This is a genomic window from Undibacterium sp. RuTC16W (assembly GCF_049339445.1).
Classification (GTDB): Bacteria; Pseudomonadota; Gammaproteobacteria; order Burkholderiales; family Burkholderiaceae_D; genus Undibacterium.
Map to the genome: position 1 here is coordinate 50,210 of NZ_JBMPPE010000010.1, position 14,294 is coordinate 64,503.

A 14,294-nucleotide genomic window follows, 5' to 3' on the forward strand; every position below is an offset into this window, starting at 1 on the left:
AAATTTACTGCTTTTTTGCTGCCAGATCGACGGTAGGCGCGATAAACGCCTGATACACAGCTCCCGCCTGCTCATTCCATTGCGCCACCTGTAGTTGCTGCTTCACGACTGTTGCCATATCACCGCGCGCAATCGGCCCTGTCAGGGCTTGTGCCGGTCCCATCTGAAACACATTGCTTAAACTCTGCTGTGCCAGCGGCTGTGCCATCGCCATTGCCATCTCCGCCGGGATACCCGCGGCCTGGTACGTCTGCAACGCCAGTTCCATCAGGCTGACCAGATAATTACTCGCGAATACCGAACCGGCGTGATACAGCAACTTATTACCGGCGCTGATCCCGACGGTACGGGCACCGATGCTCTGCATCGCAGACAATAAGACAGCGAGGGCAGCATCGTCACCTTCCAGACTACAGATCGTGCCGGAAAAATGCTCAACAAGATGCGCAACATTGGCAAAGCTACACACCGGATGCACGCTCGCGACTTTTGCGCCAGCAGCAATTGCCGCCCGCAACTCTGTCGATGCTTTCGCCCCGCTGCAATGAAACACGACGCTGGCAGCATGGATCATTCCGGCGTCGACCAGAGCCTGACAAGTCGTCGCAATCTGGTCGTCCGGCACCGTCAGCATCAACACATCAGGAATGCGCAACTGCGCCCCGGCTATACCGTTAGCAATACCGTTGCCAAGATCGTTACCAACACTGACAGCACGTCCCGCTCCTATCATCGCTACCGCACGCTCTGCGCTATCGAACGACCGGTTACAGACATCAAGGAGAGAAAAAACCTGATGCTGCACAAATTGATGACCGAGCACTTGACCGACTTTACCCGCACCGATGATGCTCAGGGTTTTCTTATGCATGGCACTCATTTTCCCGGTTCACCCATAAAACCGCGCAGGCCATCCAGATCAAGGATCGTGATACCGCCGTAATCGACACTGAGTAATTTTTTCTTTTCCAGAACCTGCAAGGCCTGATTCGCTCTTTGCCGCGATACGCTGGAAATATAACCGATCTCTTCCTGAGAAATTTGTAGTTGCATACTGCTACCGGGATTCAGATACGGATGAAACATCGCTGCCAGGCAACGCGCTACCCGCGTGTCGGTGTCCAGCATGCGATCGTACTCGACCAAAGAAATAAATAGTCCCAATCGCTCATTCAATTGTTGAAGCAAAAAGCGGTTAAACGGAATACTGTTATCCAGCAACCAGTTGAAGGTACTGCGCGGCATGTAGGCAACCCGCGTATCGCGTAAGGCAACGACATCGTATTTACGCGGCTCCGTCTTCAGCAAAGAACCTTCACCAAACCAGCCACCGGCCAGCATGCAACTAAAGGTCACTGTCTTGCCTTCTGGCGAAATACTGCTCATTTTTAAAAATCCCTGAATCACACCCATCCAGAAATCAACGGTATCGCCTTTACGGCAGACATAGCCACCCGCAGGAACAAAGCGCTCGATGACTTCTGCTTCCACTTTTTGCATATGTTCGGGTGCCAGCATGCTTGCCCAGATCGTCCGTGCAAATTTGCTCTCCGCTTGAGATTGATGCGTGCTTGCCGCCAAGGGATTGTCTGACATGGCTAGTGATCTGCATCCTGATTGAAAAGGTGTGCAGATAGACACACAATAAGGTTCATAAATGTGAAGGCGCTCAATGGAATTGGGTGATGTCAGATCATATCGGCTATCGATGAATGCTGCGATGCACCAACGATAGTCTGTGGTTTAAATGAGATTGTCGGGCAGATGACAGCCTGTTGCGTTTGACCTGTCTACTATCTTCTTAACAAATATAAATGAGAAAATCTGGAGACATTGTATAAGCGAACGAAGCCACAAGGAACATCTTGTGCACTCGCGCAACATCCACGCTGCTACAACAGTCTGCTCCTGCATCGGGATCAATGACACAAGTCCTGCCGGTCTATGAAGCTTTGAAAAAAACACGCATAGACCAGTAAGTATGCCGTAAGGGAGAGTGAGGAAACTCACCCACATCATCAGGACTAACACGATTTATGATGAGCTATGGCGATCCATTTTGTGCAAGTCGAATTAAGTAGCTGGCGGAGACAATGACCTACACGAATACTGCAATCACGACTGATACGACCTTTCCCAGGCTCTTGCTGCGCAATGCGCACATGCGTGCGGACCGGCCTGCGTTCCGCGAAAAAAATTTAGGTATCTGGCAAACCTGGAGCTGGGCTGAGGTCAGTGCAGAAGTCCGCGCGCTCGCCTGCGGGCTGGCGGCACAAGGCTTTCAGCGCGGGATGAATCTGGCGATTATCGGTGATAACCGTCCGCGCCTTTACTGGGCAATGGCAGCGGCGCAATGTCTGGGGGGTATCGCGGTACCGCTGTATCAGGACGCTCCCGCAGCGGATATGGCCTACGTTCTGGAAAACGCCGAAATTCAATTCGCCATCGTCGAAGACCAAGAGCAAGTCGATAAGCTGCTGGAAATCAAACAGCAGTATGCGGGGATCCGGCATATAGCGTTCGATGATGATCGCGGCATGCGTCATTATCACCAGCAGGAACTCACATCGTATGCCAGGCTACAAGAGATCGGACGCGCTTTTGATCAGGCTCATCCGGAATTTTTCATGCAACAGCTTGAGTCAGGACAGGCGGATGACACCGCCGTCATGTTGTACACCTCCGGCACCACGGGCAAGCCGAAGGGTGTCTGCCAGACGCATCGCTCGTTTATGAACGCTGCGCATGGCGGTGCGAGTTTCGATCATCTGACTGAACGTGAAGACATCTTGTCTTATCTGCCGATGGCATGGGTCGGCGATCATTTATTTTCCTATGCACAGGCGATGGCTGCGGGCTTTACGGTGAATTGTCCGGAGTCGGGTAAGACCGTACTCACCGATCTGCGCGAAGTCGGCCCGACTTATTATTTTGCGCCACCGCGAGTATTTGAAAATATGCTCACCACCGTGATGATACGGATGGAAGATGCTGGCGTCATCAAGCGTCAATTGTTCCATCACTACATGGAACTCGCGCGTCAAGTTGGATCAGATATTCTCGACCGCAAACCCGTCTCCCTGTGGAACAAACTGCACTACGCTCTGGGCAATTTCTTTATCTATGACCCGCTAAAAAATATCCTCGGCCTGTCTCGCGTACGCGTCGCCTACACAGCGGGTGCAGCGATTGGCCCCGATCTGTTCCGCTTTTACCGCTCTATCGGTGTGAACCTGAAACAACTATACGGCTCAACCGAGACCTGTGCTTATGTATGTCTGCAACCTGACGGACATATTAAATTTGACAGCGTCGGGCTTGCTGCACCGGGAGTCGAAGTCAAACTCGCCAACAACGGAGAAGTGCTGGTCAAATCGGTCTCGATGTTGAAGGGCTATTACAAACGCCCCGATGCGACTGCCGAAGTCATGGATGCAGATGGCTACTTTCATACCGGCGATGCGGGCATCTTTGACAGCGAAGGCCATCTGAAAATTATTGACCGCGCAGCCGACGTTGGCAAGCTGAGCAATGGCGATATTTTTGCGCCCAACTATATCGAGAACAAACTCAAGTTTTTTCCGTTCATCAAAGAAGCCGTCGCATTCGGCCACGACCGCGACACCGTCTGTGCTTTCATCAATATTGACATGGAAGCCGTTGGCAACTGGTCAGAGCGGCGCGGCATCGCGTATGCCGGCTACACCGATCTGGCAGGCAAGGCGGAGACCTATCAGCTGATCATGTCCTGCGTCGAAAAAGTCAACGCCGATCTCGCCAGCGAAGCCTTGATGGCGAATACGCAAATCCATCGTTTCCTGATACTGCATAAAGAGCTTGATCCCGATGACGATGAGCTGACCCGCACACGCAAGGTTCGCCGTGGCTTTGTCGCGCAAAAATATGCGGTGCTGATCGACGCGCTGTACTCAGGAAAACGCTCTCAGCATATCGAAACACAGGTGAAGTTTGAAGATGGTCGCCAAGGTAAAGTCAGTGCTGATCTGCACATCAGCGATGTCAAAGTAATCGCTGCCAATCAGCCCACTACGGCAAAAACAATAAAAATAACAAAAAGCAGCGTGAGGACAGCATGACGGACATAACAAGTACAACAGACACAGGTAGAAAAATCGGTGAAGTGATCCTGGATTTGCAAGGTATCTCACTGTCTTTTGGCGGCGTGAAGGCATTGACGAATATTTCATTTAACGTCAAAGAACACGAGATTCGCGCCATCATCGGTCCCAACGGTGCCGGTAAAAGCTCCATGCTGAATGTCATCAATGGCGTGTACCACCCGCAAGAAGGCAATATCACCTACCGGGGTCAGCAGCGGCGCGGAATGAATACCTATGCCGCAGCAAAAAGCGGCATCGCCCGCACCTTTCAGAACATCGCCTTGTTTAAGGGCATGAGCGTCCTGGACAACATCATGACGGGGCGCAACCTGAAGATGACAAGCAATTTTTTGATGCAGGCTTTGTATTGGGGCCCGGCACAAAAAGAAGAAATCGCCCATCGCCAGAAGGTCGAAGAGATCATCGACTTTCTTGAAATCCAGCACATCCGCAAAACACCGGTAGGCCGCTTGTCGTATGGTTTGCAAAAGCGCGTCGAACTCGGCCGGGCACTGGCAGCAGAACCGGAGATACTCTTGCTCGATGAGCCGATGGCAGGTATGAACGTCGAAGAAAAACAAGACATGAGCCGCTTCATTCTCGACGTCAACGATCAGCTCGGCACCACCATTGTGCTGATCGAACATGATATGGGCGTCGTGATGGATATCTCCGACAGAGTGGTGGTCCTCGACTATGGCAAAAAAATTGGCGACGGTACACCGGCAGAAGTGCTGGCGAATCAGGAAGTGATTAACGCTTATCTTGGCGTAGCACATTGATGATAAAAATTTTGAACCCACTAAGCACAGAGGCACAGAGAAAATCAGGTGCTGCATATGAGCAGTCTTTCTCATGTTTTTCCTATGTCGCCCTGTCTCTGTGTTGAGTGGTCCTCTGTCAACAATGCATGTTTGCTGAATATTTGCGTCATGTAAGCTGAAAGCTAGAAATGAATATCAATTTTTTCTTTGAAGTCCTGATTGGCGGCCTGCTCTCAGGCGTCATGTATGCACTGGTTGCCCTGGGCTTTGTACTGATCTACAAAGCCTCCGGTGTGTTCAACTTCGCTCAGGGGGCAATGGTATTTTTTGCTGCGCTGACTTGTGTCGGGCTGACCGAGCAATTCAATCTATCGCTCTGGCTGGCGATCCCGCTGACTATGATTGTGATGGTCGCGCTGGGTCTGGCAATTGAACGCATCGTTCTGCGTCCTTTGGTCAATCAGCCGGAAATCACCTTGTTCATGGCGACCATTGGCTTGACGTTTTTTATCGAAGGCCTGGCCCAGTTATTGTGGGGTTCACAACCACACCGCCTGAACCTGCCGATTGACGACGTGCCGATCGACATACTGATGGAAAAATTCAACATCATCGTGTCGCAATTCGACGTCATTGCTGCGCTGATTTGCGCCCTACTGGTCACCGGTCTGGCGTTGTTATTCTCAAAGACAAAAATCGGCCGTGCGCTGCGAGCGGTCGCTGACGATCATCAGGCCGCGCTGGCTGTCGGCATTCCCTTGCAACAGATCTGGGGCGTGGTGTGGGCGGTCGCAGGTTTCGTCGCACTGGTTGCGGGTCTCTTGTGGGGCGCCCGTAACGGCGTGCAGTTTGCGCTGACCTTTGTCGCGTTAAAAGCTTTGCCGGTGCTGATCCTGGGCGGCTTTACTTCGGTGCCGGGAGCGATTGTCGGCGGTCTGATTATCGGCGCGTCGGAAAAACTCGCCGAGGTCTACATCGGGCCTATGGTCGGCGGTGGTATTGAAGGCTGGTTTCCGTATGTTCTGGCGCTACTGTTCCTGCTGGTGCGGCCTGAAGGTTTGTTTGGCGAGAAAATTATCCGGCGTATCTGATGTGCTTGGTAAAGAACTGATGCAACAACCCAGACCTCTCACTTATCACCTAAAGACACAGAAACACGGAGAAAAGAGAGAAGTAAGAGGTTTTATGACATACCGATTAAAGGCTTTTTAGAAGTTCCAGAAACTGAATGCGCACTATCCATGCGCCTTCCCAAGCATAAACACGTGAAAACACGCATGAACATTACGCATTTGAAATTGAAAATAAGGAAATTCCATGTTCTACCGTGAAGCAGGTCAGTTCAAGCCGAGTTACGCTGCGGACAATCAGATTTTTCCTATCCGTCAGGACAGGATAGGGTTCGCGATTATTCTGGCGCTGGCCTTTGTGGTCGTACCGCTGATCGCGACGCCTTACACATTTTCAGCGATTCTGATTCCATTTTTGATTTTTTCTCTGGCGGCACTGGGATTGAATATTCTGACCGGTTATGCGGGTCAGTTGTCTCTGGGGTCAGCCGCGTTTATGGCAGTAGGGGCGTTTGCGTCGTATAACTTTGTGTTGCGGATTCCTGGCATTCCGGTGTTGCTAGCCTTTATCCTGGGCGGCCTGTGTGCGGCACTGGTGGGAATCGCCTTTGGCCTGCCGTCGCTGCGTATCCGCGGCTTCTATCTGGCGGCGGCAACGCTGGCGACGCAGTTCTTTGTGGTCTGGTGCCTGACTAAAGTCCAGTGGTTCACGAATTACAGTTCTTCCGGTGTCATCACAGCGCAGGAGATGGTGATCCTTGGCGTGAGCTTTACTACGCCCGTCAAAAAATATCTGCTGACCCTGTGTATCGTCTGTGTGCTGGCGCTGCTGGCAAAAAACATGGTACGGTCGAATATGGGCCGCTCATGGATGGCGGTGCGGGACATGGACGTCGCCGCCGAAGTGATCGGCTTTCGGCTGATGCGTACCAAGTTGCTGGCTTTCGCCGTGTCCTCATTCTACTGCGGTGTGGCAGGTGCTTTATATGCGTATGCCTATCTCGGTACGGTGGAGCCAGAAGCCTACAACCTCGATTTATCGTTCCGGATTTTATTCATGATCATCATCGGTGGTGTCGGCTCTATCCTCGGTTCTTTCCTCGGGTCCGCCTTCATCATTTTGTTACCGATTGTCTTGAATCTGATTGCGCATGGCCTTTCTTTGCCAACCAATGTGGCATCGAATCTGGAGCTGATGGTGTTCGGCGCGCTAATCATTTTTTTCCTGATTGTAGAGCCGCATGGTCTGGCAAGACTATGGCAGATCGCGAAAGAAAAATTACGCTTGTGGCCATTTCCATATTAGGGTCTGTGAACAACGAAAAATACTAGAGCTGCCAGAAAGATATTCCGGCAGTGCTGATAAAAGATGCGATGGTACTCAATATGTGCACATCAAGCATCGGGCTTTACCTTATTCAACCACGAAGGAGACATCATGAAATTACTTAAGTCAATATTGCTAGGCACTGCCTTTGCAAGCGCCATCGGCGCTGCCAGCGTCGCGCAGGCGGATGAACAATTCATTCCCTTGCTGTCGTACCGTGTCGGCCCTTATGCCGCTGGTGGCTCCGGGTTCTATGGCGGGGCGATTGATTACTTTAATCTGATCAATGCCAAAGGCGGATTGAACGGCGTCAAGATTTCATGGGAAGAATGCGAAACCGAATACAACGCTTCTCGCGGTATTGAATGTTACGAACGCCTGAAAAAATCAAATGGCGGCGCATCGCTGGTCGAGCCACTCTCTACCGGCATTGCCTACGGTATTCTGGACCGGGTCGCCGACGACAAAATCCCGATGACGACACTGGGATATGGCCGCTCTGACGCCGCGAACGGTAAAGTATTTCCGTATATTTTTCCCCTGATCACGAGTTACTGGAATCAGGCAGCGGCAATGACAAAATATCTGGGTGATAAATCCGGCGGTATGGATAAACTCAAAGGAAAAAAAATCGTCCATCTGTATCACGACTCTGCATTTGGTAAAGAACCTCTGCCCGTACTCGAAGCGCAGGCCAAACAATACGGCTTTGAACTCATCAAGATCCCGGTCGCCCATCCGGGTAATGAGCAGCAATCACAGTGGCTACAAATCCGTCAGGCCAATCCTGATTACGTGATTCTGTGGGGCTGGGGCGTCATGAATGCCGTCGCGATCAAGACCGCACAACGCAATGGTTTCTCACGCGAAAAAATGCTCGGCGTCTGGTGGGCGGGTTCAGAGGAAGATGCGATTCCAGCAGGCGATGCGGCCAAAGGCTACACCACGATGACCTTCAATACACCGGGCAATTATCCGGTGCTCGATGAAATCCGCAGCAAGGTATATGCCGCGGGCAAAGGCAATCTGGGTGACAAGAGCCGGGTCGGATCGGTGTATCACATGCGTGGTGTAACCGCCGCGATGCTGTGGGCAGAAGCGATTCTGAAAGCGCAGGACAAATACGGTAAGGGTAAAACCGTCACGTCGGAACAAATCCGCTGGGGCTTTGAAAATCTGAATGTCGATGAAGCACGTCAAAAAACCTTGGGCGCGCTCGGCATGTTTCCGCCGGTCAAAACCTCATGCGAAGACCATGAAGGTTCAGGCGCCGTCAAAGTACAGCAATGGACGGGCGACAAATGGAAAGCCATCACACCAAACTGGATGACGGGTGATAAGGCACTGACACGCGCATTGCTGGAGGAATCTTCCAACAAATATGCAGCGGAGAAAAAAATTACCCCGGCTTGCCTGAAGTAAATCACCGCCGTATCGAGATACAACAGCTTCCTTATTGGATTTCCCACTCCTGCCGCCTCATTCGTGAGGGATACAAAGCAGGAGTGGGTTCTTTTAGCGTGATGAATTAGCGCAGATGAAGTTTGATCTGCTATCAGTACAAAACGACTGTGATTGCCGTACACGTGCGAGCCGGCACAACTTGTCCGAGATGAATGAGAACACCATGACGATACACACGATCAGCAATACCAATGCGGGACATGGCAATAGTGGCACCAGTATGGTGGATCAAAATCCTGCCTATCTCAGTGTGAACAATATCGAGGTCATATACGACCATGTAATCCTGGTACTCAAAGGTATTTCACTGCAAGTCCCGCAAGGAAAAATCGTCGCCCTCCTCGGTGCCAACGGCGCGGGCAAATCGACCACGCTAAAAGCCATTTCGACGCTGCTACGCAATGAGCGTGGGGATATTACCAAAGGGGATATTTGTTTTAAAGGACAGCGTGTCGATCACCTGACCCCGAACGAGCTCGTCAAGCGCGGCCTGTCACAAGTCATGGAAGGACGCCACTGCTTTGCGCATCTGAGCATAGAAGAAAATTTATTGACCGGTGCCTATACCCGCAGCATTTCGCGCGGCGAATTAAAAGAGTCGCTGGAGATGGTGTATCACTACTTCCCGCGCTTACGTCAGCGTCGCAGCTCGCTGGCGGGCTATACCTCCGGTGGTGAGCAGCAGATGTGTGCAATCGGACGCGCGCTGATGGCAAAACCGTCGATGATTTTACTCGACGAGCCATCAATGGGAATCGCACCGCAACTGGTCGAAGAGATTTTTGACATCGTCAAAAGCCTGAACACCAAAGAGAACGTGTCCTTCTTGCTGGCCGAACAAAACACCAATGTCGCTTTACGCTATGCCGACTTCGGCTACATCCTGGAAAACGGACGTGTGGTGATGGAAGGTGATGCCAGGGATCTGGCGACCAATGAAGACGTAAAAGAATTTTATCTCGGCGTCTCAGGGGCTGGTCGCAAGAGTTTTCGCGACATGAAATTTTATCGTCGTCGTAAACGCTGGCTGGCTTAGCCAGGCCTCAACAGCATGAGCATGCTTCCATAACACCAACGTGATCTTTTACCGACAACCTCTTTCTATCCTTTTCTATCAGCCATGAGCGCATATTTTGACGCATATCTGGACGCATTAGAAACCCGTCACCCACAGAGCCGCGAGCAGGCATTGATGACGCGGCTACCGCAATTGATCGCCCAGGCGCAAACCGCAGCGGGATGGGCAGCGATTTTGCAGGGAGTACAGGCCAGCGATATCAAAAGCCGCGCCACCCTTGCACAACTGCCGGTGACGCGTAAATCGGATCTGAAACAGATACAAAGAAGCGCGCTGCCCTTCGGCGGACTGACAACGACTGGCGTGCGGCAGATGAATCGCATTTTTATGTCGCCGGGACCGATCTTCGATCCCGAAGGCAGATCACAGGACTGGTGGCGGTTTGCGCGTCCGCTGCATGCGGTCGGCTTGCGCGCCGGACATCTGATTCAAAACTGTTTTTCTTATCACTTCACACCAGCGGCCTTTATGGTAGAAGGTGCCGCCGCCAGAATCGGCTGCACGGTGATCCCGGCAGGCACAGGCCAAACAGAGATGCAGGTGCAGGCGATCGTTGAATTACGCCCTGATGCCTATGTCGGCACGCCAAGTTTTTTAAAAATTATTATCGAAAAAGCGGCAGAAATGGGGGCTGACATCTCCAGCTTGCAATATGCCGTCGTCGGCGCAGAAGCGCTACCACCGAGCCTGCGCCTGTGGCTGCAAGAGCACGGCATACCGAATGTGGTGCAGATGTATGCGACTGCCGATATTGGCAATATTGCGTATGAAACCGTCAGCGGGGGCACACTCAATCCCGGCATGATTCTCGATGAAGACCTGATCCTCGAAATCGTCAGACCGGCCACCGGAGATCTGGTGGCGGAGGGAGAAGTCGGCGAAGTCGTGGTCACCTCATTTAATCCAGATTATCCCGTGATCCGCTTCGGCACCGGGGACATGTCAGCGATATTGCCCGGCATATCACCGTGCGGCCGCACCAATACCCGCATCAAGGGCTGGATGGGCCGCGCAGACCAGACAACCAAGGTCAAGGGCATGTTTGTCCATCCGTCTCAAGTTGCCGAGGTCGTCAAACGCCACCCCGAAATCCGCAAAGCACGGCTGGTCGTCACCGGTGAATTGGCGAATGATACGATGACCTTGCATTGCGAGAGCGAGATACGCGACGCAGCTCTGAAAGCAGCGATTGTGGATAGCTTGCGCGAGGTCACCAAACTACGCGGTGACGTGCTATTTGTCGATCATCAGCAATTGCCGAATGACGGCAAAGTCATTGACGATGCGCGCAGCTATCAGTAGCAGGCAAGGAGGCTGCCGTCTGTAAGGTTGCAGATTCCAGATTGCAGGTTACCTGCTGAACCTTTAACTTGCAATCTGAAGCGACGGGATGAATCAGGCACAGCTACAGGGACTACCAGCGACGCCAGTGATGATAGCCGTAGCCATAACCCCAGCCAGGACTGACGACAACGGGTACTGGCCTGACAACGACAGCGGGGCCATAAGGTGCCGGCGCGTACACTGCGCAACCAGATAACGCGGCCGATGCAGCGATGAGACTAATGAGGGCAAATTGAGATAAACGCATGGGGTACTCCTGTTCGATAGTGTGCATCACACTAAGGAGATAACCCCTGAGATACCTGTTGAGTTGACGCAGAATTTGTAAGAGTTTGTAGCCTTGCCGCACCGCGTAGTGCGCGGTCATTGTTGCGAAAAAAAGTCGCCCTTCCTTGCATGGTGACGCTATGTTACTGGCAGAATTGCCTATACTCCAACCCAGTATAAATAATTCATGCAGTAAATACTATAGGTTGCCCCCTATTTTTTCAAAAAATAGGGGGAGTATAGTAAATACCACTCTCAACGCTAGTTCGATTCTTTAATCAGGCGACCTGATGGTTTCTGGATGGGGCGCGCATTCATCGGATACAAACGGTAAAAAATCGCGAGTTGTTCCGGTGAAATCTCTATCGGCTCTTTCATCACCAGCCACAACACACCCTCACTGCATGGCGGTGTCGTCAGTGATCCCATATAAGTGTAGTAGTCGCGCTTGACTGGCAAAATCTGATTCATATCGATTGTGGTCAGCGCCTTGACCGGGTCATCTTTTTCTAAGGGCAAATTGTTCCAGACCTGCTGCACCAGCGCTTGTGGCTTGCCGCGCTCAATCAATACGGCAACAACGGCGAGCTTGCCGCTCGCGTCTTTGTGCACCAAATGCGCGACCATCTCAAAACTACGGCCATTGACCCGCTCTTCTGAGGGCTTATGAAAATGAAATTGCACCAGTTCATAGCTATGACCGCCCACCATGATGTAGTTACCCGCACCCAGATTGACCTGGATTGTGTGACCGTTATCCAGGACATTGAAACTCGCCGATTTATAGTCAAAGCCAATCGGATCCAATTCAACTTTAATCCCGTCACGTATATCAATCGGAGACTGACGCTCACCGGTATCGCATTTAGCATTAGCCGGACTCAGCTTGCCCCAGCTCAGCGGACCGCCCTCACCCTCATAGCTCCAATGCACAGCGCTATGCGCCGCCAAAGCAGACGCGCCGTGCGCATCAGTCATCTTGGCTTTGCTTTCGATTGACTCAACCGGCTTTCTGACCGGTGAAATATACGAATTACGGATCACAGGACGTGGATTTGGATTAGAACGAACGCTGGCCTCCTCTTTTTCCTTGCGGATAACGGCAAGCTTTTCTGCGATTTTGGCGGCGAGCTCGTCAGCGGCAAGCGACTCTTTTGCCCGCGCCGCCGCCGCGGCCTTGCTCTCTTTGGTTTCTTTTTCCTTAGGTTCTTTTTCCTTGCTGTCTTTCTCTTTGCTGGACGCCTTGCTCTCCTCCTTATCTTTCGAAGAAGCCTCCTCCTTCGCCGACGCCTGCTTGATCGGCTTAGAAGGAGTCGACGCATCATTAGCCTGGACTTGCGCACAGGTCAGCGGTGCCACTAAGGAAATTAAAGCAAGAGTGAGGCGGCGCATAAGAAGTTTCTTCGCGGAAAAGGCTAGAGGTAGTCTGGTTACGGCACACAAGCGAAAAAACTTGAATTTGGGCAGCTGTTTAGACACATGAGGTGCAGGTGACACTGATTGCCAGTGAGCAAATGTATTCTTTAGACAATAGGAAATTTTTCCGGTGATGGAATTTAGTTGGTCGGATAAAAAAATAACCGAGGTTGTCAGGTGCGACCAGAGTCAACTTTCCATTACTAGGCTCAGACAAATATTCAACAGCAAAAAAGGCATCCATGGATGCCTTTTTTATTTCAGTGACTAATCACTACATTCGCACGTATCTCAATCTACGCGTTACTGATACGCTGTTTTGCAGTATCGTATTCCGCCTTCAGACGGGTGACGACTTCGGCGACGCTTGGTGCGTCTTCCATCAGGCCTACGCCCTGGCCTGCGCCCCAGATGTCGCGCCAGGCTTTGGCTTTGCTGCTACTGCCTGAACCAAAGTTCATGGCAGTTTTATCGGCGACCGGCAAATTGTCCGGGTCGAGACCTGCGGCGACGATGGATTTTTTCAGGTAGTTGCCGTGCACGCCAGTGAACAGATTGGTGTAGACGATATCGGCGGCGCTGGATTCGATAATTGCCTGGCGGTAGTCGTCATCGACGTTGGATTCTTGCGTTGCCAGCCAGCGTGAGCCGATGTAGGCGAAGTCTGCGCCCATCGCCAGAGCTGCCAGAATCGCGTCGCCAGAGGCAATCGAGCCGGATAAGGCGATCGGTCCTTTAAAGAATTTGCGGACTTCGCCCACCAAAGCGAACGGGGACAAACCACCGGCGTGACCACCAGCGCCTGCGGCCACCAGAATGAGGCCGTCAACACCGGCTTCCAGGGCTTTTTGTGCATGGCGGATAGAGATCACGTCGTGCAATACGATACCGCCGTAGCTATGGATGGCGTCCAGCATCTCTTTTGGCGGTGCGCGCAGTGATGAGATGATGATAGGGATCTGATGTTTGACGCAGACTTCGACATCATGTGCCAGACGGTCGTTTGACTGGTGCACGATTTGATTGACGGCGATAGGGCCGACTTTGGCATCGGGATTGGCTGCCTGGTACTCGGCCAGCTCGGCTTTGAGATCGGTCAGCCAGGTGTCGAGCAATTCGGCAGGACGGGCGTTCAGTGCAGGAAATGAGCCGACAATACCGGCCTTGCATTGCGCGGCAACGAGCTTGGGACCGCTGGCGATAAACAGCGGTGAGCCGATAACCGGCAAGGAAAGATTCTGTAATGCTTTAGGCAGATGAGAAGTCGTCATAAGGGGTCCGGTCTCTTAATTAAATTGGTTCTCACTGGATGATACCGAGCTGGCGTCAGGCGTCGTCGTATCAATCAAATTGCACAAGAAACCTGGTTTGTTTACCTGTTTAGCGTGTTGTTCTTGGCGTTTTTTAGTGAGGCTGATATGATGTTATCAGAAAAAACGTTGT

12 protein-coding genes are annotated in these 14,294 nt (G+C 52.0%); 7 read left to right on the top strand and 5 right to left on the bottom strand.

What is annotated here, in order from left to right; genetic code table 11:
* Positions 1-4: 4 nt before the first annotated feature.
* On the bottom strand, positions 5-871 hold the full coding sequence (locus ACO0K4_RS17010; RefSeq protein WP_422957861.1) for a Rossmann-like and DUF2520 domain-containing protein: 867 nt from the start codon (positions 869-871) through the stop codon (positions 5-7).
* Positions 872-876: 5 nt separating this feature from the next.
* A complete protein-coding gene (locus tag ACO0K4_RS17015) occupies positions 877-1,596 on the bottom strand; it encodes a Crp/Fnr family transcriptional regulator (protein ID WP_422957863.1) in 720 nt (239 codons plus the stop codon).
* A 497-nt stretch (positions 1,597-2,093) separates the two neighbouring features.
* On the opposite strand from ACO0K4_RS17015, the gene ACO0K4_RS17020 reads away from it, so the two are divergent.
* The 7 genes from ACO0K4_RS17020 (at position 2,094) to ACO0K4_RS17050 (ending at position 11,126) form a co-directional block, all read left to right on the top strand.
* The gene (locus tag ACO0K4_RS17020) at positions 2,094-4,097 is read left to right on the top strand and encodes an AMP-dependent synthetase/ligase (RefSeq protein ID WP_422957865.1); all 2,004 of its coding nucleotides are present in this window, start codon (positions 2,094-2,096) and stop codon (positions 4,095-4,097) included.
* The gene (locus ACO0K4_RS17025; protein WP_422957866.1) at positions 4,094-4,903 is read left to right on the top strand and encodes an ABC transporter ATP-binding protein; all 810 of its coding nucleotides are present in this window, start codon (positions 4,094-4,096) and stop codon (positions 4,901-4,903) included. The genes ACO0K4_RS17020 and ACO0K4_RS17025 overlap by 4 nt, the downstream gene beginning before the upstream one ends.
* Before the next feature lie 176 nt (positions 4,904-5,079).
* On the top strand, positions 5,080-5,976 hold the full coding sequence (locus tag ACO0K4_RS17030; RefSeq protein ID WP_422957945.1) for a branched-chain amino acid ABC transporter permease: 897 nt from the start codon (positions 5,080-5,082) through the stop codon (positions 5,974-5,976).
* Between the two features lie 226 nt (positions 5,977-6,202).
* A complete protein-coding gene (locus ACO0K4_RS17035; protein WP_422957867.1) occupies positions 6,203-7,261 on the top strand; it encodes a branched-chain amino acid ABC transporter permease in 1,059 nt (352 codons plus the stop codon).
* A gap of 132 nt (positions 7,262-7,393) precedes the next feature.
* Positions 7,394-8,704 (top strand): ABC transporter substrate-binding protein, encoded by a 1,311-nt coding sequence (locus tag ACO0K4_RS17040; protein ID WP_422957868.1) that lies wholly within the window; start codon positions 7,394-7,396, stop codon positions 8,702-8,704.
* A gap of 262 nt (positions 8,705-8,966) precedes the next feature.
* Positions 8,967-9,782, top strand: coding sequence for an ABC transporter ATP-binding protein (locus ACO0K4_RS17045; protein WP_422957946.1), 816 nt, complete (start codon positions 8,967-8,969; stop codon positions 9,780-9,782).
* An 84-nt stretch (positions 9,783-9,866) separates the two neighbouring features.
* Positions 9,867-11,126, top strand: a complete 1,260-nt coding sequence (locus ACO0K4_RS17050; protein WP_422957869.1) for a phenylacetate--CoA ligase family protein — start codon at positions 9,867-9,869, stop codon at positions 11,124-11,126.
* A 112-nt stretch (positions 11,127-11,238) separates the two neighbouring features.
* Here the strand turns inward: ACO0K4_RS17050 and ACO0K4_RS17055 are convergent, their stop codons facing one another.
* The 3 genes from ACO0K4_RS17055 to ACO0K4_RS17065 form a co-directional block, all read right to left on the bottom strand.
* The gene (locus ACO0K4_RS17055; protein WP_422957870.1) at positions 11,239-11,415 is read right to left on the bottom strand and encodes a hypothetical protein; all 177 of its coding nucleotides are present in this window, start codon (positions 11,413-11,415) and stop codon (positions 11,239-11,241) included.
* Between the two features lie 281 nt (positions 11,416-11,696).
* Complete coding sequence (locus ACO0K4_RS17060; protein WP_422957871.1) at positions 11,697-12,827, bottom strand: carbonic anhydrase; 1,131 nt, start codon at positions 12,825-12,827, stop codon at positions 11,697-11,699.
* A gap of 320 nt (positions 12,828-13,147) precedes the next feature.
* The gene (locus tag ACO0K4_RS17065) at positions 13,148-14,122 is read right to left on the bottom strand and encodes an NAD(P)H-dependent flavin oxidoreductase (protein ID WP_422957872.1); all 975 of its coding nucleotides are present in this window, start codon (positions 14,120-14,122) and stop codon (positions 13,148-13,150) included.
* Positions 14,123-14,294 lie beyond the last annotated feature (172 nt).

Excerpts from the sequence above, each read along its gene's own strand:
- ACO0K4_RS17010 (WP_422957861.1), bottom strand. The coding sequence starts at position 871 with ATGCATAAGAAAACCCTGAGCATCATCGGTGCGGGTAAAGTCGGTCAA.
- ACO0K4_RS17015 (WP_422957863.1), bottom strand. The coding sequence starts at position 1,596 with ATGTCAGACAATCCCTTGGCGGCAAGCACGCATCAATCTCAAGCGGAG.
- ACO0K4_RS17020 (WP_422957865.1), top strand. The coding sequence starts at position 2,094 with ATGACCTACACGAATACTGCAATCACGACTGATACGACCTTTCCCAGG.
- ACO0K4_RS17025 (WP_422957866.1), top strand. The coding sequence starts at position 4,094 with ATGACGGACATAACAAGTACAACAGACACAGGTAGAAAAATCGGTGAA.
- ACO0K4_RS17035 (WP_422957867.1), top strand. The coding sequence starts at position 6,203 with ATGTTCTACCGTGAAGCAGGTCAGTTCAAGCCGAGTTACGCTGCGGAC.
- ACO0K4_RS17040 (WP_422957868.1), top strand. The coding sequence starts at position 7,394 with ATGAAATTACTTAAGTCAATATTGCTAGGCACTGCCTTTGCAAGCGCC.
- ACO0K4_RS17045 (WP_422957946.1), top strand. The coding sequence starts at position 8,967 with ATGGTGGATCAAAATCCTGCCTATCTCAGTGTGAACAATATCGAGGTC.
- ACO0K4_RS17050 (WP_422957869.1), top strand. The coding sequence starts at position 9,867 with ATGAGCGCATATTTTGACGCATATCTGGACGCATTAGAAACCCGTCAC.
- ACO0K4_RS17055 (WP_422957870.1), bottom strand. The coding sequence starts at position 11,415 with ATGCGTTTATCTCAATTTGCCCTCATTAGTCTCATCGCTGCATCGGCC.
- ACO0K4_RS17060 (WP_422957871.1), bottom strand. The coding sequence starts at position 12,827 with ATGCGCCGCCTCACTCTTGCTTTAATTTCCTTAGTGGCACCGCTGACC.
- ACO0K4_RS17065 (WP_422957872.1), bottom strand. The coding sequence starts at position 14,122 with ATGACGACTTCTCATCTGCCTAAAGCATTACAGAATCTTTCCTTGCCG.